Consider the following 24378-nt stretch of genomic DNA (forward strand, 5'->3'; position numbering starts at 1 on the left):
TATCGCGGTACCACCCTAGTTGTAGACTAACTTTCCGTCTACCTCTCTTCACTGTTAACGATCAATTGACCGCTTTTCCTTCATAAAGACAATACTATCTTTACTACGAAAAAGATGCTCCAAGACTGTAATTCATGATTATCCCTGTACTGGTTCACACCAACCACCAGCTCTCTGTTACAGTAAGACTAACCACTACTGTGATCTCTTCATTGCACTTTGTTTATTCAAATGTTTTTGAAATTGAATAAGTATGATTCGTATTATAGAACGCTTTTCAAAACACTGTCAACAACTTTTTATATATTTTTTAAAATTCCACTTTAGTCCTACATTTCTTCTTGTAAATTCTCCATAACCATTCCGATGCGAATTATCTCATTATCTATTGCATTTAATACATGTTTTTCTACTCCATATCGGATTAATACTTCTTTTATTTGCATGATTTCAATTTCGAGTATATCGGCTTCCTGAAGCGTTTGCAGTAAAGTGAAAAATATATTTGCATACAATTCTTTATACATTTTTATACTCTCCGTCTTTTCAAGTATTTCATTAAATAGCTGTTTGAACTCCGTTTGATTCCCTTTTCCGCCTACATCCGAAAATGTTTTACATATGATAGATAATCCTCTTTCTAATATTTCATCCATAAATAAAATAATACGTAAAAGCATTACATATTCTCTAGTTGTGATTTCACCCATTTTCGGTCGTTCTCGCAAAAATATACTGAGCCAAGCTACCCAAAATTTTTGTTGTTCTTTTGCACTCAACGTTTTGATGTAATAGCATAAAAACTGCATAAATTTAATTTTATTTTCTTCATTTTCTTGTATAAGCAACGGGTATAACCAATCTGTTTTTTGCTCCCAATACAATACACACTTAATAAATACAAAACTAAGCCATTTCAAGAAAGCTTCCCTTGTATGCGGATGTAATACTTCCAAATGTTCTACCGCATACTTAATAAATCGCTTCATTTCTGAAAATAAAGGTAAATTTATTTGCGTGTAACATAAACCTGCCCATGCATATTTCGTAATCTCATTTTCCTTCTTTAACTCTAAATACGGTAACAAATATTTTCGGCACCATTGCTTCTCAATATGATAAAGAAATGTAATATCTGCTACTAAACGGGCCATCATAAAATTTGTCCGCTTTGAACTAACTCTTACTTGTTCTTCAAATAAAAATAAATATTCATACACATTGCGATCGTATAAATGATCATATGATAGCAATTTTAATAATACAGCTGTCATTTTCCCAACAGGATGCTGAATCGATTCGTTGTAAAAATCTTGTTTTCCAAGCTTAAAATCTGTATCACTTTTCATTACTTGAGGGAATACCGAAAAAGCAAAACGTTTCACATTGCGTATACTATTTTCCTCCAACTCTTCTAATCGATTACTAATTTCATATAGAAAGCTACTAATTAACCAATGAAAAGCAGTATTTCTAACAAATTTCTGTAATAGCGGAATTACTTTTTGGATTTGTTCATTTGTCAATCCTCGGTTATTTCGCCACTCTCTAATACAAACAAACCATACTTCATTACTTATTTCGTGCATACCAACTAATTGATAAGCAAATGAAATACTCCACTCTGTATTTAACTTACATGCTTTCGATAACATCTCTAAAAAATGGCGTTGTTCAAAAACACCGTCTTGAGAAAATTGACGAACTTGCTTCATAATTTCATCATCTTTCAGCTGTAATAATCCATCGGCCGTTACATTACAAGTAATACTTTGTTCTATGATCTCTTTCTTTTGTACACTGTATCGATCAGAATGAAAATGAGGATGTTTTTGCTTCATTACCTCATAACCTTTTGCCGTCGATGGACTACTCGAGTCACAAATGAATAATAAATCTAATACTAAACAAATATCAAATGCCCTCTCCTCCGCAAGGTCCTTCAGTACAATTTGAATGACTTCTTCTTTTGTTTTTTCTAAAGAGAGTGCGAAATGATTTTTTATAAGTTGAAAAACTTCGTGTTTATACGTGACATCTAAAAGAAGTTCTTCCTGTAACAACCATTTCATTTTGTCATCGGCGCTAACAAATATATTTTTATTCATCGCATCAATTGCAATTCGATTTTGAAGTATGCTGTTTGCTTCTATCATTTCTGTAATATAATAATTAGCCTTTTTCTCATTGTTTTCACATAAATAGGCTAAACACTCTTTTACAATTTGAATTAAAAACGCAAGGTCATTTTGCTGAAACTCTTTTTCCGCATTTTCCTTATCCCTTTTTTTCAGGGCTGTTTGTCTTAGTGATAACATTCGCATCTTCTCTATTCCCATCATCATAATTGGAACGGCGTAATAGGAAATATGCGGCTTCATTTTCTCATTCCAAATTTGCTCCACATAAGAAAATGTAGATACTGGCAAACGACTCGATTCCTCAAGTTCTATTGATTCTTGCGTATCATTTCCCCATTTTCTTTCCCGCTTCAATTTAAGTTTTCCATCCAAAATAAACGTTAGTAATAATAAAGCAATCTCTTTATGCTCAGGAAAAGAACATTTTTGGAGTAAGTAAGAAATTTTTTCAATTGATTTACTATCTTTTTCAGCTGTTTCTAGTAAAAGAAGTGTCCATCTTGCAAACAACAACGGGTCCATTTTAATTTTTGTTTCGTTTAGGTAGCTGCAAATTGTTCTCCATAATAACGGAGATATTTTAGAATGATTTTTAAAAATCAATTGAAATAATTCTTTTTGATGACTAAAAAGAAATTGTTCCACTAACCATTCTGCAAGTAATTCATCTACCTCATTATCATTTGATGTAACTAAAAATAAATTTTGTAATTTTCCTTCTGCTTCAAGCCATTCCACCCATTCATAATCATGAGCAAATTCAACAAAGTAGCGGACTGTTTCAATTTTTTTTATGGATTGTTTTATGTATGATAATTGTTCCTGCTCTACTGACGGTGGAACTGTTACTATGTCACGAATCCGCATTCGTTTTGTAATATAATTATCTCCCATTAATTCCGCCCATCGCTTCACTGCTTTAACGAGAGATTGATGATTATTGCCTTTATTCGGATATACAATCGGCCGTATTCCTAAATGCTCCCAGTGGTACGTATTTTCCCCTTGTGCAACAAATGCAAAACGCCTTGTACTTGGCGGTAAACCTGTCGCTAAATATTTCATTACGGGGTCATTATGGCTATATCCAACGAATAAAACGGTATAATTCGAAAATAAATCAACTAAAAATCTTCTTGCCCATCCTTCCGTCAAGTAAGCCCTTCCAAAATCACCATCTGTTAATATTAATGCTTCTTTCTCTTGTTCTATATTGCCATGTATGTAAGCGAGTCCTTTAAACGCTCGACCTGTAGGTAACGCAGGTGCGTAATATACGTTTAATTCTCTATTCATTTCTTTCATCGCAGTTGTAAAATGCCGATCAAAATTTGTCGTTACAATACGGACTTCTGTATCTAAAGGAAACAACCTCGGAATCGCATAATGAAGCGGATTCGGTTTTGATTTTTCAGTATGAACTAAATCTCTTGCAACTTGATGTACATCTTTTGTTTTCGCAATTTTACCAAGATAATAATCATGTGGTTCTGTTATTTCACGCGTTTCCACATATAACGTTTTCGCAATTTCATCAACTAGATCATCAAAATTCGGTAAGTTTGATTTCCCTTTCATAGAAACTCCCGCTCCAACAAATAGTACTAACTTTCCTTGTTCAAGATGATCAATTAACTCATCTGGAATTTCTACTTCTGAAGTAATCCACACCATGGATTCCCCCTTACCTAAAAATGTCATATACTCTCATTTTACTATAACATTTTTTCTTTGTTTTTTTAATATTTAGACAAAAACGAACGTGAAAAAGTTTTATGTAAATATATTTGTTACAATGTATGAACTCCTAAATTTATTGTAAAACTATGTATAAATCGGAGGTGTAAATATTGAATGGTTTTACTGTAGTTCTTATTAAGTTTATATCGTGCATTATCGCATTTAGTATTGGACTTGCTTTATTTTTCCCTGCAACATTCGTCCAAATTATTTCATTTAGTCTCTTTGTTACAATCGTATCCTATATGTTCGTCGATAAAATCATATTAAACCGAATTGGCAATACTGGTGCCATTATGTCGGATTTCTTACTAACGTATTTAAGCGTATGGATTTTCGGTAATATTTTATTAGACAATTACATGCAAATAGCATGGGGCAGCTTCCTTTCCGCTACAGTCTTTACATTATCTGAAGTAATCGTTCATCGCTTTTCTAGCTCACACACAAGGCACAACAATGATAACATTCATATTAATCGCCGCTTTGCATATGGTACGGAGTTTGCTGAAGAGCAGAATATATTGGATAAAGATAAGAAGAAATAACATTTTGATGCAGGGGCGCCCTTTTTAATTATGTGGTGCTCCTTTTTCTATACTCTAAATTCGGTACATGAAATTATCAAAGCGCTTATTTATATACTGAGGCAACATGTATTACTTTTGATTTAAATTATAATCACATTCTTCAGCAATTGGATCCTAACTTCGTTTGCCATTTCCATAATAATGTACGGTTTTCCCTTTTCCCATCTATATACTTTGGAAATGAGATTATATTTTTCTCCATGAAAATATCCCCTTCAAGTATAGTGTAACATTCCACATTGAAAATGTAGTTTTTCACACTATCTCCTTTAAGGGGATAATCAACCTTTATTATTTATTAACTCGTGCTGCTTTTTCTCGGTTTAAAACAAAACCATTTCGATTTTTAAGATGCATCTTCAAACTGACTATTGTATAAATCCGCATAAAATCCTTTTTCAGCAATTAACTCTTCGTGATTACCACTTTCAATAATATCTCCGTCTTTCATAACCAAAATCAAATCGGCATTTCTAATTGTTGAAAGTCTGTGTGCAATAACAAATGATGTTTTACCCACCATCAATTTATCCATCGCTTCTTGAATAAGCGCTTCAGTACGAGTGTCAACGGAACTAGTAGCCTCATCTAAAATAAGTAACGGTGCTTTTTTTACCATGGCCCTTGCAATAGTAAGCAGCTGTTTTTGCCCTACAGATAAGCTCGCTTTATCATTTAAAGCTGTATCGTAACCTTTAGGCAAAGTTCTAATAAAATGGTCCAAACCTACTGCCTTACAAGCCGCAACTACTTCTTCATCAGTTACTTCTACTTTGTTATAAATTATATTTTCCTTAATCGTACCTTCAAATAACCAAGTATCTTGCAACACCATACAAAATAGATCATGAACATTTTTACGAGTAATCGAATTAGTCGGTACATCCTCAATTTTTATTTCACCACTATCAACTTCATAGAAACGCATAAGGAGGTTAACAAGCGTTGTTTTCCCTGCACCGGTAGGTCCAACAATTGCAACTTTTTGGCCGGCTTTGATATGAGCAGAGAAATCTTTAATAATAAGCTTCTCTTTCGTATATCCAAACTTAACATTTTTAAATTCCACATTACCTTTGACATCATTGGCATTTAATATAGTTTCTTTGTCACTTTCGTCTTCAAGCTCATCTTCGTCTAAGAATTCAAATACACGTTCGCTTGCTGCAGCAGTTGACTGCAAACTTGTTGCTGCCTGTGCTAACTGAGACAATGGCTGTGTAAATAAACGAATATAAACCATAAATGAAACGATAACACCAAATGTAATGGTACCTTTCATCGCTAGTGTAGCACCTACTACACAAACAACAACATATCCCAAATTTCCAATAAAGATCATAAGGGGCATCATCATCCCTGACATAAACTGTGATCTCCACGCACTTTTAAACAAGCTTTCATTGATTTTATTAAATTGTTGCTTCGCTTCTTTATCGCCGTTATAAACCTTCACTATATCATGCCCTGAGTAAATTTCTTCAATATGCCCATTCATTCTACCAAGGTCTTTCTGCTGGCGTATGAAATATTTTTGTGATTTGGATATGATGAAAATCATTAATACAAATCCAACTGCCGTTGCAGCAATAGCCGAAAGTGTCATCGTAACATTAATTGAGAACATCATAATTAAAGACCCTAGGAACATAACGACCGCTGTCACTAACGAACCAACACTTTGATTTAAAGTCTGACCAATCATATCTACATCGTTTGTGACACGACTTAATACATCTCCATAGGTCGTAGAGTCAAAATATTTTAATGGTAATTTATCGATTTTGTCAGCAATATCCGTACGTAATCGTTTGGATACTCGCTGAGTAATAGTGGCCATAATAAACGACTGAATATAGCTGAAAATAAAACTCAGTCCGTACAAAATAGCAAGAAGTAGAGCAATATTTCCTATTGCCGTAATATCAATCTTACCTGCCATACCCTCCGTAATTAAATCAGTTATTTCACTAAGCATATTGGGCCCAATGATAGTAAAAATGGTTCCTACAGCTGCCAATACAAGCGCAAAGACAATCGCTGGTAAATACGGTTTACAATAGGCAATTAACTTTCCCCACGGCTTTTTAAAGTTCTTTGGCTTTTCTCCAGGAGCTACCATTCCTCCTGGGCCACCGCTACTTTTTCGAGGACTATTTGTTTGATTATTACGCATTTCCCAGCTCCTCCTTCGATAGTTGTGAATAGGCAATTTCCTGATAAGTCTTACAAGTTTTCAACAATTCATCATGTGTTCCCATACCTACTATTTTACCTTCGTCAAGAACGATGATTTTGTCAGCATCTTTAATCGTTCCAATTCGCTGTGCTACAATCAAGGTCGTCGCACCTTTCGTTTCTTTTTTCAAGGTAGAACGAAGCTGACGATCTGTTTTATAATCTAGTGCAGAGAACGAATCATCAAAAATAAAGATTTCAGGATTTTTGCTTACTGCTCTTGCAATAGAAAGGCGTTGTTTTTGTCCCCCAGAAAGGTTTGTACCGCCTTGGGCAATAGCAGCATTATATTCGCCATCCATTTTTTCTACAAATTCTTTTCCTTGGGCAATTTCCACCGCTTTTTTGATATCCTCATCTATCGGCAAGGTTTGGCCGTTATCACCATATGCCACATTGGATTTTACTGTACCTGAAAATAATACGGCTTTTTGAGACACATAACCAAACTTATTATGAAGGGCTTCTTGTGCATACTCTTTTACATTGATCCCGTCGACTATAACCTCTCCCTCAGAAACATCATAAAATCTTGGAATCAAATTAATCAGCGTACTTTTGCCACTACCAGTAGAGCCAATAAAAGCGACAGTTTCACCTTTATGTGCCGTAAAACTAATATCTTTCAAAACATATTCTCCTGCGTCAGGATATTTAAAGCTCACATTACGCAGTTCGATTTCACCTTCAACTCCCTTAGGCGACGCCTTCATCTCCCCATCCGTAATTGTCTGAGGGGTATCTAACACTTCATTAATACGTGCTGCAGATACTGAAGCACGCGGCAGCATAATAAACGTCATCGCTAATAACATAAACGCCATAACGACCTGCATTGCGTAAGACGAAAATACTACCATATCACTGAACAAACCGATTCGATCCATTCCACCTGCATTCATAATCAAATGAGCCCCAATCCAATAGATAGAAAGAGTTAAACCTGACATAATTAGACCCATACCCGGCTGCATAATGGCCATCAGGCGGTTCACCAAAAGATTTGTATCTGTTAAATCTTCATTTGCTTTTTCAAATTTTGCTTCTTGATACTCTTGTGCGTTATAGGCATGAACAACACGAATACCAGTTAAACCTTCTCTTGTTACTAGGTTCAGATTATCTGTCATTTTTTGGACTACTTTAAATTTCGGTAGCACAAAGATGATAATGCTGCCTATCATTACAAGCAAAGCAACGACTGCTACTCCTGTTGCCGCTGACCATTCCCAACTTTTACCTGTAATCTTCAAAATGGCCCAAACCGCAAGGATAGGAGCTTTAATCATAACTTGAAGACCCATTGCAACAGTCTGCTGTATTTGCGTTATATCATTAGTAGAACGAGTAATAAGACTTGCCGTTGAAAAACCATTAATTTCTTCCATAGAGAAAGATAACGTTTTGTTAAATACCCCTTTTCTCAATTCTTTTGAAAGGGAAGTTGCTACTCTCGCCGCAAAATAACCAACAACAACTGATAAAATCATACTGCCGAGAGCACATAAAAGCATCTTTCCTCCTGCTGCCCATATCTCGCTCGTTTCGCTACCCTTCGTCTGTACAAGGGTTGTAATTTCAGACATAAAATCTGGTAGTTTCAAATCTAACCAAACTTGACCTGCAATGAACACAATACTAGCAACAATAAGTATCCATTCTTTTTGTTTTAAGTATTTAAATATTTTCAACATATTTACATTTCTCCTCATTTTCCGATAATATGCCAATGATATTGTGAAAAATAATTCTAAACAGAATTACCTTTTTAAATCCCTCACTTTTTTTGTGGATATCATTTAATTTTCCACCCTTTTATAGAGCCCTTTTTTTAGTAATGAAATTTCTAAAGTATAGTTTTCCACCGACTCATCGAATGGTATTTCCTTCGCAAAATTTTGAATAAGATTGTGAAAAGTCACCGCCGTGATAATCTTCATAACATGAAATATTTCTCGTTCTTCTGTAATATTTAATTTTTCTTTATTTATTAAGACCATGATTTCGGACAATCTATTTTTATGATTATCCTCGTTCATATTTCGAGTAAATGTATTTTCAACTTTATAATTCATATTTAAAAAGGCATTTCTAAAAAAATTTCGATTTTCTAGGTTTTTGAATTTTTCTAGCATATATTGGTACAATTCAATATATGAGTCAAATAAATCACCCTCATTTTCTTTTAATATTGAAATGAATTTTTCATTATCTCTTTTAGAATGATCATTTAATAAAAAGAAGAAAACATCTTCTTTATCCTCAAAATATTGATAAAAACTTCCCCTCGGTATTCCAGCGTCTTTAATAATATTAGAAATCGATGCTTCGAATAACGGAACTCTTGAAAATTCTTTCATCGCTGCCTGAATTAATAGTTCTTTTTTTTCTCTTTCTAAATTAAAAAATGTTTGTTTAGGCATTGTTATTCCTCCGATCAAATAAGTGACAACGTGTCACAATTAGGCGTAATCCAATACTATACGACAACGTGTCATACGTCAACGGAAAAATATGACACGTTGTCACACTTATTTAATTATTGTTTATCGGGAATCGCCTCATCTTTTTTATTTCTTAATACATAGAGTACCGAATGATAAAGAGACATATACTATAAAATATAACATCTGACACTACGAAGATTTAATGTATAAATCAATGTAACGTTTTATTTCTATCTTAATTTCACTTTAAAAATCCCAATAATAAAGAGGCCCCTCATATAGAGATGGCCCCATTCCTACTTATGCTTCTACCTTCAAATCGTTTAGTGAAACGACATCAGCAAACGCTCCAAACACTACGTTATGATGCTTCACAATGTCTTCAGCACGTAACACTTCTGTATCAAACGTACTATGTGCATCACTCACTAACGTTACTTTATACCCTTCACTAAACGCTCTTCGCGTTGTCGTATCCACACAGTACTCTGTTTGCATCCCTGAAATAATAACGTGTTCAATTCCTTTTTCTTGTAACACTTCGCCTAAGTTTGTCTTATGGAATGAATCTGGCGTCGTCTTTTCAACGATACTGTCCCCTTCTTGCGGAGCAATCGCCGCATGTATTCCCCAACCATCTGTACCTTTTTCTAACGGATGACCTTTAGGCCCGTTATGTTGGACATAAATAACCGGAATATCATTTGAACGACATTCTCCAATAAGTTCTTGCAATGTTTGTAAAAACTTTTCCCCATTATGTACTGGCATTCCTATTGTATACATACCTGCTTGCACATCAATTACTATTAAAGCTTTTTTCATTTCGCGCAGCTCCCTTTTTTGTACTCCATCATCCAACAATCTTCTAATTTCCCCTCATGCAGCTCATGTTCCTTTAATATCTTCACCTTTTTAAATCCGCATTTTTCATAACAGTTTATTGCGCGTTCATTATTTACTTTCGGGTCCATTGCGATTGCTTCTGCTCCCATGTTCTCCATAATATATGTAATTGCTGCCTGAACGAGTTTCGTTCCAATTCCTTTTTCCCAATAAGTCGGCTCACCGATAAATTGATCCATTCCCCATATATTTTGGGATTCTTCATAGCCATATAATGCTTTCCACTCAGAATCAACTGGATACATTTGAATATAACCAATCGGCATATTATCAAACTCTATTACACACCTTTTTTCATGACTATTGGGATTATGTATGAAATGATCCAGTACCATTTCTACAGATTGCGGATTATCTCGCCCTTCGTAATACTGCAAGACTTCTGGGGCTGTTAACCATTTTGAAATGACCTGTGCATCCTCTTCTTTTACGTACCGTACCGATACATGATCTTTTTGAAATAGCATATAATACCTCTTTTTAATTATTTATATTTTTCCTTGTTGTAAAATCTTTCATTGCACCTATTAATGCGTATGGTAACAATGTAATCGCAAAAAATGCTGTAAACACATTAAAATGAGGAATTTCATATGGAGTGAACCATTCCGTGAAAAATTCAGAATGTAAAATTCTATTTAAAAACTCTCCACTTGGCTTAAAATTTGGTGCCCATCCTGTAATCTCACAAATAATAAATAGTAATTGAACAATTATAAATACCCCTAGATAGCGAAACCATGTCCGTTTCCAAATCGGCTGCGCCTTATTTAATTCATGTTCCATCTAACTCCCACCTTTTTATTTCAATCCTATTAATTATACACTTTCCGCACTTTTTTTGTTAAAATTTTCTATATACTCATTCACGATGGGGGAATACATTATGTCTAATCCTTTACTTAAATCAACTTTAATCATTCTTAGAGGCAACTCCGCAAGTGGTAAAACAACAATCGCAAAGCAACTACAAGAACATTTCGGACAAGGTACACTTTTAGTATCACAGGATGTTATACGTAGAGATATGCTTAGAGTACACGACACGATGGGGAATTTATCACATGATTTACTATTTGAAATTACAAAGTACGGAAAAGGAAAATGTGAGTTTGTTATTTTAGAAGGTATTTTAAACAGTCGAAGATACGGTGAAATGTTAAAAGAATTAATACATTATTTTGAAGGAAACGCTTATACATATTACTTTGATTTATCGTTAAAAGAAACGATTCGACGACATAACACAAGGGAAAAGCGGCATGAATTTGGTGAGGATTCCCTAGAAAAATGGTATAATCCACACGATACAATTGAAGTTGCTAGCGAAACTATTTTTACAGATAACTTCACGCAAAAAGATATATTTGATGCGATTCTTAATGATATTATGGTACGAAAATAAGACCGACAGAATATGTCAGTCTTATTTTTATTATGTACTTTGCATTTCAGTTTTTATAATTGAACAATCTTTACATATGAAAAAATAAAAGCCAGTCTCAATAAAGAGAACTGACTTCTATCTATAAAAATATATGTATTATAGAATTTTCACTTTAACAGTTTGTCTTCCCCAATTCATAGCCTTACTTTTTGAACCCATTAAAACATCAATGCGATTTCCTTTAATTGCACTTCCCGTATCACCAGCGATAGCTTCTCCATAACCTTCTACCCATACTTTAGATCCTAATGGGATTACTTTCGGATCAACTGCGATAATTCTCATATTCGGATTAGCCGTTAAATCATGCCCCATCGCAGTTAAAACGCGTCCACCATATGTACCATTTTCACTTGGATCAGCAGTATATGCTGTCGCTACTACCGTTAATTCACGTTTAGCAGACTGTATGTTATTTTTAGACTCTTCTTTTGCTTTTGCTTCTTCTTTAGCTTTTGCTATTTCTCTTGCTTTCTCTTCTTCCTTAGCTTTGGCTATTTCTCTTGCTTTCTCTTCTTCCTTAGCCTTCGCTATTTCTTGAGCTTTTGCTTCTTCTTTAGCTTTTGCTATTTCTTTAGCTTTTGCTATTTCTTTAGCTTTCTCTTCTTCTTTAGCCTTCGCTTCTTCCTTAGGCTTTACTACTTCTTGCACTTTCGTTTCTTCCTTAGCCTTTACTACTTCTTGCACTTTCGTTTCTTCCTTAGCCTTTACTACTTCTTGCACTTTCGCTTCTTCCTTAGGCTTTGCTACTTCTTGCACTTTCGCTTCTTCCTTAGGCTTTGCTACTTCTTGCACTTTCGCTTCTTCCTTAGGCTTTGCTACTTCTTGCACTTTCGCTTCTTCCTTAGACTTTACTACTTCTTGCACTTTCGCTTCTTCCTTAGGCTTTGCTACTTCTTGCACTTTCGCTTCTTCCTTAGACTTTACTACTTCTTGCACTTTCGCTTCTTCCTTAGGCTTTGCTACTTCTTGCACTTTTGCTACTTTTTGTGTTTTTACTTCTCCCTTAGCTTTAACCGTTTTTTGGACTTTCGCTACTTGCTTCGTTTTCTCTTCAGCTTTTTTTTCAACTGGTGCTGTACTTGATAGGAAAGAAACATTTGCATAAGCTGTTTTTCCTTTATACTCAAATTGTAGCCAACCGTCTTTTACTTGATGCGTTGATTCAATTACATCATCTTTTTTCAGTCTGCCAAGAATTTCTGATTCTGTATTTGCATCAGAACGGACATTTAACAAATTCGCTGTTACATGATACACATCTTTTGTAAACTCTGAGCTTACAAACACTTCTTTACCGTTTAAATCAATTTTTGACCATCCATCTTCGGTATTTATTACTTTTAACTCTTGTCCCTCTTTTACCTTTTCAACAACTTTTGATTCCGTTGTCGGTTTTTCACGTACGTTGAGTACATCTGCTGTTACGATCGTTTCTGCGATAGCAGTTGTGGTAAAAGCCCCCAACCCAAAAACAGTTGCTGTTGCTGCTCCAATTACTTTTTTCATATTAGCCTCCATTATATTTTTTTGAATTCTATCAAATGCTTCCATAAAACTATAAAGTTTTATGGAATATCAAAACATTTGCAACAGTATATCAATACCACTTAATATACTGCTATTAAAACTCCTTACTCCAATACTATCAAATTCTTATTTTTAATTCTATATATTATAAGTCTCCTTATTTTCTATAAACGTTTTATGCCCTTCTTCACACTAAATAGTTGTTGCAATTCCAGCCAAAAACAAACTTACAATTGCCAAAAATTGAGTACCTACTATAGCCCCTCTTAAATGGAACTTGTAATCTTTATATCCCTTCATCCCTTCTGTACTAGGAATAACAACAAATCTCGGGGTAATCCAGCAAAATATTAGCCAATCAATTATAAATAAATCTACTAAATTAAAAATCATTAAAATACCAAAACTATGTAAATAGGCATCAACATATAATAATTTTTCATGTTTATGCAGTATATATGTAGAAACGAAAGGAGTACTGAAAAGAATAGCATTATATATGATATTAAAGTAAATCGTTTGCTTTTTTTCATGAATCGATTTTGGAAAAACTACCTTTTGAATATCTTTTGGATAATCAGTTAACGAAAGACGAGGATTATAATATAAAGAGCCCAAAATCAATACGGATAGTACAATAGACATAATGACACCAACGTACATCATTTGCTCAAATGAATTCATATGCTTCATTCACCCTTTTCTGTAATTACACTATAATGCATCCACTTAATTAACAATTGTATGTACTCTATCCACCAAAGATTAACAATTGTCTTTGTTAATCTTTTATAATTGAAATTATGATTTATCTTTTCTGAAGAACAATTAAAAATTAGTTTGGAGGAATATTATGAAGAGGCTATATTTTAATAAGTTCCAAATGAATACATTGGTCTTTGCCATGTAACGGTAAATGAGGAAAATGCGAAAGAAGCTGAAATTGGATATATACTGTTGCCGGAGCACTGAGGGAAAAGATACGGAAGTGCAATTGCCAAGGAATTAATAAATATTGCGAAACAAACAGAGGTAAGCATACTAAAGGCAATTATTGATCCAAACAATATCCCCTTTCGAAAAATTTTACTAAATATCGGTTTTACATCTGAAATAGTTTGTGAGATTGATGGATTGCCTGGAGAGATTTTAAGTACATATATTTAACTATAAAAAAAGAAATGCTACATTTGAACTAAAAGTAGCATTTCTTTACATATTAAGTCCTATTCAACTATCGAAAGTAAAACTTTCTCAAGCTCTTTTTTAGAAAGCATACTACCATTTATATAGATTTGATATGCATTTTCCCCTTCTTTCGCAGGTACCACTATTTTCATAGCCCGTACATTCGATTCTTTATACTCACCGAATGTTACGTCATAGCCATTTAATTTATATTTCTTTATATCTCCAGTAAAATTATGTCCTCTTTCAGATGGTTTATCAAATGGTCTATCAAGAAAATAATCTTTATATTCTCCTTCAACAATTTCTAATTGATGAATTGTAAAACCTAATTCTTCCTCTGAAGTATGTGGCTGTTTTTTTACATTTTGATTTTCATATCTCATCGTAATAAGTGGCATAGGTTTTCCTAGTGTTGCTTCAGCTTTTACCTCTTCAAATACTAATTGATGTCCAACCGGAATATATGTTGGATGCTTGATTGGAAAACCAGTTATTTGTTCAGCTTGTTCAAATGTATAGGTAAAATGTTGATCTATGCTTTCTTCATATGTATTTAATTGTTCCATTACTTCTCTATCTCTTTTTTCTTCATCAGCATTTAGACGATTTGTAGCTGTATATTGTCTCACACCATTCTCTACGACACTTACTTTCTTATAAAAATGGTACGTTTCCTGTAATAAAGCTACATACTTTTCAAAGTCCTCTTCTGTAAATATACTTTTAGCAATTTCTATACGTTCCATTACTAAATTATAACCATCCTCAGTCATTCCCATATCTTGTCTTGCTTTTTCTGGTGTCCCAACAATTTTATCCATTAATGTGGTACCTGCAAAAGTACCAGTTGGTATTAAAATAGCCGCAGCTATAAAGCCAAGTAATAACTTTTTCTTCATAGAAATCTTCTCTTTATTTTTCATCTTTTGGTATTTATAAAAAGATGCTTGTACTTTATCTTCCAGATTAGGAGAAGGCTCTATATTCGCTGCTTTTCTTTTCAATTCATTCGTTACATATTTTTCAAAATCCATTTATTTCTCCCTCTCTTATGTCTGGCATATGCTCCATTTCAACTCTTAATCGTTTTAGCGCCGTATGTAACCGGGATTTCACTGTACCAATAGGAATTTGAAGAAGTGCAGCAATTTCCTCCATGCTATATTCATGGAAGTAACGCATAATTATTACTTCACGATGCTTATAAGATAATTTTTGGACAATCTCCACCAATTCATTACGTGTTTCCTTATGTAAAATATCTTCATGCATAATGTAAGGACGATCTTGTTCATACATTTTTTTCTTTTCAAAAATTCGAAACCTTCGCCACGATTTACGACGCCAATCCTGTACTTGGTTCACAACTAGTCCATGTAACCAAAAACGAAAGGAACGATTTATATCATAGTTTGTTACGGACTTCCACATTTGTATGTACACTTCATTCACTATATCGTCTACATCTTCGTTTTGACTTCCTACTAAAAATACTACTGTTTTATAAATATCTTTACATGTGTGCTCATAAATAAATCGAAAGGCTCCTTGCTCCCCAGATTCCATTTTATATAGCCATTCTTTTAATTGTACTTCATCCAAAATTACGTTCTCCTCTCATAATCTTTCACACTATATTCGCCCGTTTCTCACAAAAGGTTCATTTTACATGGGAATTTATTTATTACAATAAAAATATAAGTTATATTTTTAAGGAAAGGAGGATTTCAAGAATGAATATAGAGGATAAAATTCACGCTGAAAACGTGTTAAAAAATCTCTTCGTAGGAGCGCAAGTTGATGGATTACAATTTGGAATTTCTCCAACCGCAATAAAGATTCATTTTACAAATTTTCACGATCCTGTTCACTATGAGGGACAATTATATATCAATATCGAAACGAAATGGTGTTTATTTAATAAACCTCCCCATAAATACCCATCTAATGAAGATGAATTTGATGATTATACTGAGAATGAAGAATATACGAATATATTTGAAATGAGAAGACAAAAAATTATAGATATACAACTCGGCATAGAAAGCCCTCATTTAATCATTACATTAAGTAATGGGCAAATTATTTTCGTAAATGGTTTTCATGATGATTATGAATGTTGGCAAGCTGGTGTTCAATGTGAACAATGGCTTGTTGTTGCTGCACCAGGTAATGAAATCTCCACTTGGACTCCCGATGAGTTTCATGAAAAGTAGCTAATGGTATATTCCCATTAGCTATTTTTCATCTTGAAGAACCACTAACAAATCGTCTCCTTCCCAAGCTTCCAACTAAACCATCTTCCATGCCCTTCCGTTTCCCCAACCGTTTCACGATATTCGTTTCCGTTAATATAATAATCAATATGAAGGTCCCGGTCCCACATGTTGTTATATAGGTGGAATACATCACGTTTTGCGCCGATTTCTTGTATTTGTTTTTCTAGCTTATGTTTTACTGGTTCAGGTATTTGATTTGCGACGTGTGTGTGGAAAATACAGATTACAGCCTCTTCACTTATTTGTTCAATAATAGATGGCAACAGCTCCACACCGTCTCCTTCTATTAATTGGACAGATTCATTTTTTACTAAAGATGCTGCTTGGTCAAACATTTCAAGTCTTTCTTTATGTTCCGGCCAAATGAGTGCACGTAGCCATAAATAATCTTCATCACTATGTAAATCATTTACATGTAAGTCTAGTCCGATTCTTTCTACGACAGATGGACTTTCTTTTAGAAAATGAGGCATCTTCTTCCCTCTTATTTCAGAACTTAATTGTACGTTCGAATTTATATTTCCGTATATTTCATCTGTTCCGTACGAATAGCTATATTGATCCCAGAAGAGTTGTAATCCAGAACTTGTACCAATTTCGATTAACGCTAACGGCTTTTTCACTTTATTAAATATGTAACAGAAACTTGGGTATAAATACGCACATCGTCTTACTTCATTCGTTTGAACAAGTTTCGTTTGTAACAAAGTAATGATTTCTTCTCGGTACATTTTACAGAAATCTTTAAAATGATCAAAAGCTTGATCTAAATCCGTATGAACATTTTCAACTAAGCTTCTATAATACGTTTTTAAATGATGTTCTTTCCCTGCTAGTAATAAATAATGTACTGCGCCTAATAATAAGTTTGGAACTGGTTGGCCTACTTGAGCGTAGGAAGATAGTGTAAGCACTTCATCATCTTCAGCAATTTTTATAGATAAGTATTCATACAAGTTACTTGACCCTTTACATTCCGTTATTGAAAAATTTCGAAATAAGTTTGCGATTTGTTCTTGTGTACGCATTGGTATCCCTCCTTTTAATTTAACGGAATAATCATACAATTAATAACACAAAAATTCCATAAAAAGGAATCTCTTCTATCCAATTCAGGATACGTAAGCTTTTTCGAGATAATTTCAAACTGTAATTTTTTTCTATTCATTAACTGAAAAGTGCTTGTTAAATAAGAATTTTGGCAAATAAAACGTTAAATAGTTTAAAATTATCAGATAACACTAGATATTTTAGTCTATTAATTATTATAATAGAGTATGAGATGGTTATACAATTGAGACAAAAAAGGTAAATACCTAGGTGGGGCCTAGGCGGTGTTTTCTTTTTACGGCTTAGATACAAGTAAACACCTACTCTTTTTTGCCAATATAGGGGATGGAGAGATTATCATGAGCAACATGCAGCAAAAAACAGACGTTATCTTAATTGGTGCAGGAATTATGAGTGCAACGTTAGGCTCATTACTAAAAGAATTAGCACCTGAATGGGAAATTAAAGTTTTTGAAAAACTCGCAAGTGCCGGGGAAGAAAGCTCTAATGAATGGAATAATGCAGGTACAGGGCATTCTGCGCTATGCGAACTGAACTATACTTCCGAAAAATCTGACGGATCTATAGATATTAGTAAGGCTGTAAAAGTGAATGAGCAATTCCAGCTTTCAAGACAATTTTGGGCATATCTTGTAAAAAGCAAATTAATTCGTAATCCACAAGATTTCATTATGCCTCTACCTCATATGAGTTTAGTACAAGGTGATAAAAATGTTGAGTTTCTAAAAAACCGTTTTGAAGCGCTTTCAAAAAATCCACTGTTTCAAGGTATGGAATTTTCCGATGCTCCTGAAACATTAAAAAAATGGCTTCCACTCATTATGGATGGTCGTACACCAAACGAACCGATGGCCGCAACGAAAATTGACTCTGGAACAGATGTTAACTTCGGTGCATTAACACGTATGTTGTTTGATTACTTAAAAACGAAAAATGTTGAACTAAATTACAAACATAGTGTGGAAAATATTAAACGCACGAAAAATGGTTTATGGGAAGTAAAAGTACACGATATGAATAGTGGTAAAATTGAGCATCATACTGCAAAATTCGTCTTTATTGGCGGCGGTGGCGGTAGCCTACCTCTACTACAAAAGACCGGTATCCCTGAATCAAAACATATCGGTGGATTCCCAGTAAGTGGACTATTTATGGTATGTAAAAACCAAAAAGTTGTAGAGCAACATCATGCGAAAGTATACGGTAAAGCTAAAGTTGGCGCTCCGCCAATGTCTGTACCTCACCTTGATACGAGATATATAGACAATAAAAAAGCTTTACTCTTTGGACCGTTCGCAGGATTCTCACCTAAATTCTTAAAAACTGGCTCAAACCTTGACCTAATTGGTTCTGTAAAACCAAATAACGTCTTAACAATGTTAGCTGCTGGTGTAAAAGAAATGGGATTAACAAAATACTTAATTCAGCAAGTTATGTTATCACATGAAAAACGTATGGAAGAATTACGCGAATTCATTCCGAACGCGAAAAGTGAAGATTGGGATATTGTAGTTGCTGGGCAACGTGTGCAAGTCATTAAAGATACTGATGCTGGTGGTAAAGGTACACTTCAATTCGGTACAGAAGTTGTAAGTGCCGCTGACGGCTCAATCGCTGCATTACTAGGTGCATCACCAGGTGCTTCTACTGCCGTTCACGTCATGCTTGAAGTATTAGAAAAATGTTTCCCAAGCCGCATGGTAGAATGGGAAGAAAAAATAAAAGAAATGATTCCTTCTTATGGCATTTCGCTAACAGAGAATCCACGATTGTTCCAAGACCTTCACACTTCTACAGGTCGTACGCTTGGATTAAACGAAAAAGAAACGGTTCATAATTAATGAAGAAATAAAAAAACGTCCGGTATATTCGGACGTTTTTTTATTTCTCTGACAAAGAATTATTGTGAATGAAATTATATCAGCGATTCGACAATGAATATCAACTTAACGACCAAAAACGACAATCCAATATTAACTTTCAGCTAAACATTTTCCTTATCGGGAGAACTTCCCTCTACATTCATGTTCCCCAATCTCCTTACTGCGAAGCTTCCCCTACTGATAAAGAGTTTGCACATTCTTTTCACCCAACTATTTATCCAGCATTAATGTGCAGTAAGATTCCCATCACAATATTCGGCTTGAACAAAGAAATTAGGTGAGAGTCGGACTAATAATCAGCGGGGATGAATAAAAACTCCACGGAGTAAAGTTTCAACTGGAATAAACAAAATATACGGCACATATGTTTAAGCAGTGGTCAATTGTTGAAAGGGATGAAGAGTATGACACAGCTAAACTTTGAAGAGAATTTATTAACGAAAGTAGCTTGGTACTATTATAAAGACCAATTAACACAACAGGAGATCGCTTCACTTCTTCATATTTCAAGAAATAAAGTCGTCCGGTTATTAGATAAGGCGCGCAGTGAAGGTATCGTTACATTTCACGTAAAAGGGACTGGTTTACACTGTTTAAGTATCGAGCGTGACCTAATGAAAAAATTCCACTTAAAAGATGCCTTTATTATCCCTACTCCAATAGACAATTATCACGCTTCTCTCGGAAAAGCTGCTGCACAATATTTAGAGACTCAGCTCCAACAAGGCGATTTACTCGGCATTGGCTGGGGAGAAACAATTAGCAAAATGCTAGAAAACATTCATTTTGATAGTTCTATTAATCTTTCAATCATAACGCTAACAGGCGGAGTAAATCACTATCTCCCGAGAAAACAAAACTATTTACACCACATACAAGGCGATCTTCACATTATCCCTACGCCGTTTCTAGCATCTACAACCGAAATGGCACAAAGTATTCTATCAGAACCGAGTGTAAAAGATATGCTTCATGTCGCTTCACTTGCTCATACAGCAGTTGTTGGTATTGGCGGCTTATCTCTAGATGCAACTATTGTAAAAGAAGAAAAGTTAACGCTACGCGAAATGACATATATTCGTAGTCAAAACGGGGCGGGCGATATTTTAGGGCAGTTTTATAATACGGATGGTGATTTATTAAACCTCCCGCATCACAGCCGCCTTATTGGTACACCGCTCTCGATTCTACGCAAAATGAAGCATGTCGTCGGTGTTGCTGGAGGCACAGAAAAGATAGATGCAATTTATGGCGCCTTACAAGGAAAGTTCATTCATACATTAATTACCGATGAGGAAACGGCCCTCTCCTTATTACGAAAGGATGGTGATTGTTAATGTCTCATTTATTAGCTTTCGATGCTGGTACAGGAAGCATTCGAGCTGTTCTTTTTGATTTACATGGCAATCAAATTGCGGTCAGTCAAAAAGAATGGGTTCATAAAACGGATCCTCGTTACCCAGGTTCTATGAATTTTGATGTAATAGAAAACTGGAAGCTAGTACAACAGTGCACGAAAGAAGTTTTACAAAAAAGTAATGTCTCTTCCTCTTCTATTCAAGCTATTAGCGCTACTAGTATGCGAGAAGGTTTTGTTTTATATGATAAAAATGGGCAAGAAATATGGGCATGTGCAAATGTTGATGGCCGTGCATCCGCTGAAGTTAGTGAGCTAAAAGAAATCCGCTCACATCTTGAAGAAGATTTATACAGAAAATCTGGGCAAACTTTTTCATTAGGTGCTTTACCCCGCCTACTTTGGATTAAAAAACATGAACCAGACGTTTATAGCAATATTCATTCTTTTACGATGTTAAACGATTGGATTTTATATAAATTAAGCGGCGTACTGCAAATTGATCCCTCAAACGGATGTACGTCCGGTATTTTCGACTTACAAAATAGAGTGTGGGATAACGATATCGCTAAGGAGTGCGGTCTAACTTTGCCATTTTCACCAACAGTAAATGAAGCTGGTACAGTAATTGGCAACGTTACAAAAGAGTCTGCAGCATTAACTGGATTACGTGAAGGAATTCCTGTCGTCGCCGGGGGCGGAGACGCTCAAATGGCATCACTCGGAACGGGAGTCGTGAAGCCTAATCAAACATTCATATGCGGAGGTAGTTTTTGGCAACAAGAAGTGAATGTTACAGAACCAATAATAGATCCACATGCTTTAATTCGCGTAAATTGTCACGTCGCACCTAACCTATGGCAATATGAAACAATTGCCTTTTTCCCAGGCCTTGTTATGCGCTGGTTTCGAGACGCTTTTTGCCAAGAGGAAAAGAAACTTGCTGACAAACTCGGTGTAGATGCTTATGAATTATTAGAAGAACAAGCGAAAGACGTACCGGTCGGTTCACATGGCATTATCCCTACTTTTTCAAACGTTATGAACTATATTTCTTGGCGTCATGCTGCACCTTCTTTTTTAAATTTAAGTTTAGACGCTGACAAATGCGGAAAGAAAGATCTGTTCCGTGCTATTGAAGAAAATGCCGCCTTCGTTACACTTGGTAACTTAAAATTAATAGAAAATCTTACAGGGACATTCCCTTCTGAAGTCATTTTTGCTGGCGGTGCCGCTAAAGGAAAACTATGGCCACAAATTCTATCAGACGTACTCGGTATCCCTGTAAAAGTACCAGTTGTAAAAGAAGCAGCTGCTTTAGGAACTGCGATTGCTGCTGGAGTTGGCGCTGGCATATATTCATCTATGGAAGAAACTGCCGAACAGTTTGTACAGTGGGAAAACACATTCGAGCCAATTACTGAAAATCACGAACTTTATAAAGAGTTCTATGAAACATGGAAAACTGTGTATGTCAGTCAGCTCGCTTTAGCTGATAAAGGGCTCACCACACATATGTGGATTGCACCTGGTGCACTGTAACATATTACATAAAGGAGTGAAATGTATGTTAAAAGCGAATGAAAATGATTTCTCCTATCGCTTCGGTGATAACGGGCCGAAATATTTAATACAAGGTCCGAATATTGATCTTGGCCTTGTTGTCATTCAGCCTGGGCAGGAGTTTCAAAATCACTATCATACGACGTGCGAGGAAGTCTTTTATGCATTAGAAGGTGAAATAGATTTCTATGTAAATAACGAAAGAGTTCCGATTAAACAAGGTGATGTCCTGCAAGTTCGCCCTCATGAGTCTCACTATCTTATTAACCATTCTGACAAACCTTTTAAAGCAGTTTTTATAAAGTCACCACATTTACCAAATAAAGATACGGTACAAACGAAAAATCCAACATTAACGAAGGAGTGATTTCAAATGACTTGGGGATTTAAAAATCGATTAAATACAATTTTACCTGATGGCAGAGCGGTTATGTTAGCGATAGATCACGGCTACTTTTTAGGACCAATTCACGGGCTAGAACAACCACTTGAGACTGTTAAAAACTTACTTCCTTACACAGATTCCCTCTTTTTAACGCGCGGTGTACTTAGCTCCTGTATTCCTGAAAACTGCAGCACACCAATGGTTATGCGTGTATCAGGCGGAGCTACAGTCGTCGGTAAAGACTTAGCGAATGAAACAATTGTTACACCTGTAAAAGAAGCAGTAAAACAAAACGCAATTGGCGTCGGTGTTTCTGTTTTTGTCGGATCAGACTATGAAACACAAACAGTTACGAATCTCGCAAATGTAGTTACAGAAGCTCACGATTACGGTCTGCCAGTTCTCGGCATTACCGCTGTTGCAAAAGAACTACAAAAACGAGAAGCTCGTTTTCTCGCACTCGCTTCTCGCGTTTGTGTTGAAATGGGCGCTGACATTATAAAAACGTATTACTGCGAAGGATTCGAAAAAATAACGAGCACTTGCCCTGCCCCAGTCGTCATCGCTGGTGGACCAAAACTAGATTCAATTGAAGACGCATTAAACATTACGTACAATGCGCTGCAAGAAGGTGCAATCGGCGTAGATATGGGCCGAAACATATGGCAGTCTGAACATCCTGCTGCAATGATTCAAGCGATACATGGTATTGTGAAGAATGGATTGAATGTGAAAGAGGCGCTCCAATTATTTGAAAATGTAAAAAATTAAGCTAAAATATAAACAAAATCAATATTTACTATAAGGAAAAGCCCATATGTTAGATTACTAAGTAATCTAACATATGGGCTTTCTTGTATATTTTTTATCGTTCCGAATTTGATCAGATTTCTACAAATCACGTACGTTCCATACAATTTCACCGCGCTCACCCCACGTACTGTGATGCCGCTTAAATCCTATCTTTTCTAATACCCGGAAAGACGCAGTATTCCAAGCGCCTACAGTAGACCAAAGTCTATGGCGACCCGTAGCAATCGCAGCCTCCAGCACAGCTGATGCTGCCTCTGTTGCATAACCATTACGATGAGCATATTGGAACAATTCGTATGCAATCTCCGGCTCTTCAAGCGTGGAACGCCCAATGATTAAGCCACAGTACCCGATGAAATCCCCTTCGTCTCGCCTACGTATAGTAAGAAGAGAAATACCATTTTCAGCTGCTTTCTTGCGCTTCTCAATAAGATCGCTACGAACAGATTCAACGGTTGGCATGTCTACACCACGTTCACCAATTAACTTTCTCAGCCAGACCGCATCATTTTCCTCCCACATATTCAGGTCGAGTCGTTCCGTTTTTAGCTGGAACGTCATATCTTTAAAAACAGCTGTCATAGCGGTAACCTCCTATTTATATCACTGTACTATTTATAATAGTTTCGTACTGTACCATATGAAAAACCTACTTGATTCTCTAAAGAATGATTTTAGATTTTCACTTAATCTATAAAACACTTTCCTCCATTTCTTAATATAACGATACATCTCTAATAATTTACTGCTATAATCAGCGTTCTCTACTAAATTTACACTTAATATCTATATTATAA

21 protein-coding genes, 1 pseudogene and 1 other annotated feature (1 of these 23 cut by a window edge) are annotated in these 24378 nt (G+C 35.3%); of the genes and pseudogenes, 9 read left to right on the plus strand and 13 right to left on the minus strand.

Features of this window, described 5'->3' with window-relative positions:
• Positions 1–222, minus strand: a binding site (T-box leader); it reaches 15 nt to the left of the window's first position.
• A gap of 107 nt (positions 223–329) precedes the next feature.
• A complete protein-coding gene (locus KZZ19_RS14350) occupies positions 330–3842 on the minus strand; it encodes a DUF4020 domain-containing protein (RefSeq protein WP_237980156.1) in 3513 nt (1170 codons plus the stop codon).
• Positions 3843–3991: 149 nt separating this feature from the next.
• On the opposite strand from KZZ19_RS14350, the gene KZZ19_RS14355 reads away from it, so the two are divergent.
• Positions 3992–4429, plus strand: a complete 438-nt coding sequence (locus KZZ19_RS14355) for a YndM family protein (protein ID WP_016087419.1) — start codon at positions 3992–3994, stop codon at positions 4427–4429.
• Between the two features lie 388 nt (positions 4430–4817).
• Here KZZ19_RS14355 and KZZ19_RS14360 read toward each other — a convergent pair whose 3' ends face one another.
• The 6 genes from KZZ19_RS14360 to KZZ19_RS14385 form a co-directional block, all read right to left on the minus strand.
• Entirely contained in the window at positions 4818–6647 is a 1830-nt protein-coding gene (locus KZZ19_RS14360) for an ABC transporter ATP-binding protein (protein WP_088096761.1), read from the minus strand.
• Positions 6640–8403 carry an ABC transporter ATP-binding protein gene (locus KZZ19_RS14365; protein WP_098047776.1) on the minus strand — a complete coding sequence of 588 codons (1764 nt, stop codon included), beginning with the start codon at positions 8401–8403 and terminating at the stop codon, positions 6640–6642. The genes KZZ19_RS14360 and KZZ19_RS14365 overlap by 8 nt, the downstream gene beginning before the upstream one ends.
• A gap of 105 nt (positions 8404–8508) precedes the next feature.
• Positions 8509–9132: a TetR/AcrR family transcriptional regulator gene (locus tag KZZ19_RS14370; RefSeq protein ID WP_048547590.1), complete on the minus strand. Its 624-nt coding sequence runs from the start codon at positions 9130–9132 to the stop codon at positions 8509–8511.
• A gap of 324 nt (positions 9133–9456) precedes the next feature.
• Positions 9457–9981 carry a cysteine hydrolase family protein gene (locus KZZ19_RS14375; protein ID WP_237980154.1) on the minus strand — a complete coding sequence of 175 codons (525 nt, stop codon included), beginning with the start codon at positions 9979–9981 and terminating at the stop codon, positions 9457–9459.
• On the minus strand, positions 9978–10529 hold the full coding sequence (locus tag KZZ19_RS14380; RefSeq protein ID WP_237980152.1) for a GNAT family N-acetyltransferase: 552 nt from the start codon (positions 10527–10529) through the stop codon (positions 9978–9980). Before KZZ19_RS14380 ends, KZZ19_RS14375 begins: the two co-directional genes overlap by 4 nt.
• 13 nt (positions 10530–10542) lie before the next feature.
• Entirely contained in the window at positions 10543–10848 is a 306-nt protein-coding gene (locus KZZ19_RS14385; protein ID WP_237980150.1) for a YfzA family protein, read from the minus strand.
• 100 nt (positions 10849–10948) lie between these two features.
• Here KZZ19_RS14385 and KZZ19_RS14390 point away from each other — a divergent pair, with 100 nt between their 5' ends.
• Positions 10949–11467 (plus strand): kinase, encoded by a 519-nt coding sequence (locus KZZ19_RS14390; protein WP_237980148.1) that lies wholly within the window; start codon positions 10949–10951, stop codon positions 11465–11467.
• Between the two features lie 138 nt (positions 11468–11605).
• Here the strand turns inward: KZZ19_RS14390 and entB are convergent, their stop codons facing one another.
• Positions 11606–13018 carry a cell wall-binding protein EntB gene (gene entB, locus KZZ19_RS14395; protein WP_348637995.1) on the minus strand — a complete coding sequence of 471 codons (1413 nt, stop codon included), beginning with the start codon at positions 13016–13018 and terminating at the stop codon, positions 11606–11608.
• A gap of 213 nt (positions 13019–13231) precedes the next feature.
• Positions 13232–13723: a nitroreductase gene (locus tag KZZ19_RS14400; protein WP_237980144.1), complete on the minus strand. Its 492-nt coding sequence runs from the start codon at positions 13721–13723 to the stop codon at positions 13232–13234.
• Positions 13724–13921: 198 nt separating this feature from the next.
• Here KZZ19_RS14400 and KZZ19_RS14405 point away from each other — a divergent pair.
• Positions 13922–14206 (plus strand): annotated as a pseudogene (locus KZZ19_RS14405) (GNAT family N-acetyltransferase); the annotation flags it as partial.
• Between the two features lie 59 nt (positions 14207–14265).
• Here KZZ19_RS14405 and KZZ19_RS14410 read toward each other — a convergent pair.
• Both KZZ19_RS14410 and KZZ19_RS14415 read right to left on the minus strand, forming a co-directional pair.
• Complete coding sequence (locus tag KZZ19_RS14410; RefSeq protein ID WP_237980142.1) at positions 14266–15264, minus strand: hypothetical protein; 999 nt, start codon at positions 15262–15264, stop codon at positions 14266–14268.
• Positions 15254–15832, minus strand: coding sequence for a sigma-70 family RNA polymerase sigma factor (locus KZZ19_RS14415; protein WP_237980140.1), 579 nt, complete (start codon positions 15830–15832; stop codon positions 15254–15256). Before KZZ19_RS14415 ends, KZZ19_RS14410 begins: the two co-directional genes overlap by 11 nt.
• 131 nt (positions 15833–15963) lie before the next feature.
• On the opposite strand from KZZ19_RS14415, the gene KZZ19_RS14420 reads away from it, so the two are divergent.
• Positions 15964–16446 carry a hypothetical protein gene (locus tag KZZ19_RS14420; RefSeq protein WP_237980138.1) on the plus strand — a complete coding sequence of 161 codons (483 nt, stop codon included), beginning with the start codon at positions 15964–15966 and terminating at the stop codon, positions 16444–16446.
• A gap of 44 nt (positions 16447–16490) precedes the next feature.
• On the opposite strand, the gene KZZ19_RS14425 is transcribed toward KZZ19_RS14420, so the two are convergent.
• Complete coding sequence (locus KZZ19_RS14425) at positions 16491–17537, minus strand: DUF2332 domain-containing protein (RefSeq protein WP_237980136.1); 1047 nt, start codon at positions 17535–17537, stop codon at positions 16491–16493.
• A 381-nt stretch (positions 17538–17918) separates the two neighbouring features.
• Here KZZ19_RS14425 and KZZ19_RS14430 point away from each other — a divergent pair, with 381 nt between their 5' ends.
• The 5 genes from KZZ19_RS14430 (at position 17919) to lsrF (ending at position 23539) form a co-directional block, all read left to right on the plus strand.
• Positions 17919–19421, plus strand: coding sequence for a malate:quinone oxidoreductase (locus KZZ19_RS14430; RefSeq protein WP_098342126.1), 1503 nt, complete (start codon positions 17919–17921; stop codon positions 19419–19421).
• Between the two features lie 446 nt (positions 19422–19867).
• Positions 19868–20800 carry a sugar-binding transcriptional regulator gene (locus KZZ19_RS14435; protein ID WP_237980134.1) on the plus strand — a complete coding sequence of 311 codons (933 nt, stop codon included), beginning with the start codon at positions 19868–19870 and terminating at the stop codon, positions 20798–20800.
• Positions 20800–22362 (plus strand): autoinducer-2 kinase, encoded by a 1563-nt coding sequence (gene lsrK, locus KZZ19_RS14440; protein ID WP_237980131.1) that lies wholly within the window; start codon positions 20800–20802, stop codon positions 22360–22362. Before KZZ19_RS14435 ends, lsrK begins: the two co-directional genes overlap by 1 nt.
• A 25-nt stretch (positions 22363–22387) precedes the next feature.
• Positions 22388–22750, plus strand: coding sequence for a cupin domain-containing protein (locus KZZ19_RS14445; protein WP_144611730.1), 363 nt, complete (start codon positions 22388–22390; stop codon positions 22748–22750).
• A gap of 6 nt (positions 22751–22756) precedes the next feature.
• Positions 22757–23539, plus strand: coding sequence for a 3-hydroxy-5-phosphonooxypentane-2,4-dione thiolase (gene lsrF / locus KZZ19_RS14450; RefSeq protein WP_237980129.1), 783 nt, complete (start codon positions 22757–22759; stop codon positions 23537–23539).
• 120 nt (positions 23540–23659) lie between these two features.
• Here lsrF and KZZ19_RS14455 read toward each other — a convergent pair whose 3' ends face one another.
• The gene (locus KZZ19_RS14455; RefSeq protein WP_237980128.1) at positions 23660–24163 is read right to left on the minus strand and encodes a GNAT family N-acetyltransferase; all 504 of its coding nucleotides are present in this window, start codon (positions 24161–24163) and stop codon (positions 23660–23662) included.
• Positions 24164–24378: the final 215 nt, after the last annotated feature.

It is taken from the genome of Bacillus thuringiensis (assembly GCF_022095615.2).
GTDB lineage: Bacteria > Bacillota > Bacilli > Bacillales > Bacillaceae_G > Bacillus_A > Bacillus_A cereus_AG.

What these genes read in the sequence shown, in the direction of transcription:
- KZZ19_RS14350 (WP_237980156.1), bottom strand. Translation starts at nt 3,842, where the DNA reads ATGACATTTTTAGGTAAGGGGGAATCCATGGTGTGGATTACTTCAGAA.
- KZZ19_RS14360 (WP_088096761.1), bottom strand. Translation starts at nt 6,647, where the DNA reads ATGCGTAATAATCAAACAAATAGTCCTCGAAAAAGTAGCGGTGGCCCA.
- KZZ19_RS14365 (WP_098047776.1), bottom strand. Translation starts at nt 8,403, where the DNA reads ATGTTGAAAATATTTAAATACTTAAAACAAAAAGAATGGATACTTATT.
- KZZ19_RS14370 (WP_048547590.1), bottom strand. Translation starts at nt 9,132, where the DNA reads ATGCCTAAACAAACATTTTTTAATTTAGAAAGAGAAAAAAAAGAACTA.
- KZZ19_RS14375 (WP_237980154.1), bottom strand. Translation starts at nt 9,981, where the DNA reads ATGAAAAAAGCTTTAATAGTAATTGATGTGCAAGCAGGTATGTATACA.
- KZZ19_RS14380 (WP_237980152.1), bottom strand. Translation starts at nt 10,529, where the DNA reads ATGCTATTTCAAAAAGATCATGTATCGGTACGGTACGTAAAAGAAGAG.
- KZZ19_RS14385 (WP_237980150.1), bottom strand. Translation starts at nt 10,848, where the DNA reads ATGGAACATGAATTAAATAAGGCGCAGCCGATTTGGAAACGGACATGG.
- KZZ19_RS14390 (WP_237980148.1), top strand. Translation starts at nt 10,949, where the DNA reads ATGTCTAATCCTTTACTTAAATCAACTTTAATCATTCTTAGAGGCAAC.
- entB (WP_348637995.1), bottom strand. Translation starts at nt 13,018, where the DNA reads ATGAAAAAAGTAATTGGAGCAGCAACAGCAACTGTTTTTGGGTTGGGG.
- KZZ19_RS14400 (WP_237980144.1), bottom strand. Translation starts at nt 13,723, where the DNA reads ATGAATTCATTTGAGCAAATGATGTACGTTGGTGTCATTATGTCTATT.
- KZZ19_RS14410 (WP_237980142.1), bottom strand. Translation starts at nt 15,264, where the DNA reads ATGGATTTTGAAAAATATGTAACGAATGAATTGAAAAGAAAAGCAGCG.
- KZZ19_RS14420 (WP_237980138.1), top strand. Translation starts at nt 15,964, where the DNA reads ATGAATATAGAGGATAAAATTCACGCTGAAAACGTGTTAAAAAATCTC.
- KZZ19_RS14425 (WP_237980136.1), bottom strand. Translation starts at nt 17,537, where the DNA reads ATGCGTACACAAGAACAAATCGCAAACTTATTTCGAAATTTTTCAATA.
- KZZ19_RS14430 (WP_098342126.1), top strand. Translation starts at nt 17,919, where the DNA reads ATGAGCAACATGCAGCAAAAAACAGACGTTATCTTAATTGGTGCAGGA.
- KZZ19_RS14435 (WP_237980134.1), top strand. Translation starts at nt 19,868, where the DNA reads ATGACACAGCTAAACTTTGAAGAGAATTTATTAACGAAAGTAGCTTGG.
- lsrK (WP_237980131.1), top strand. Translation starts at nt 20,800, where the DNA reads ATGTCTCATTTATTAGCTTTCGATGCTGGTACAGGAAGCATTCGAGCT.
- KZZ19_RS14445 (WP_144611730.1), top strand. Translation starts at nt 22,388, where the DNA reads ATGTTAAAAGCGAATGAAAATGATTTCTCCTATCGCTTCGGTGATAAC.
- lsrF (WP_237980129.1), top strand. Translation starts at nt 22,757, where the DNA reads ATGACTTGGGGATTTAAAAATCGATTAAATACAATTTTACCTGATGGC.
- KZZ19_RS14455 (WP_237980128.1), bottom strand. Translation starts at nt 24,163, where the DNA reads ATGACAGCTGTTTTTAAAGATATGACGTTCCAGCTAAAAACGGAACGA.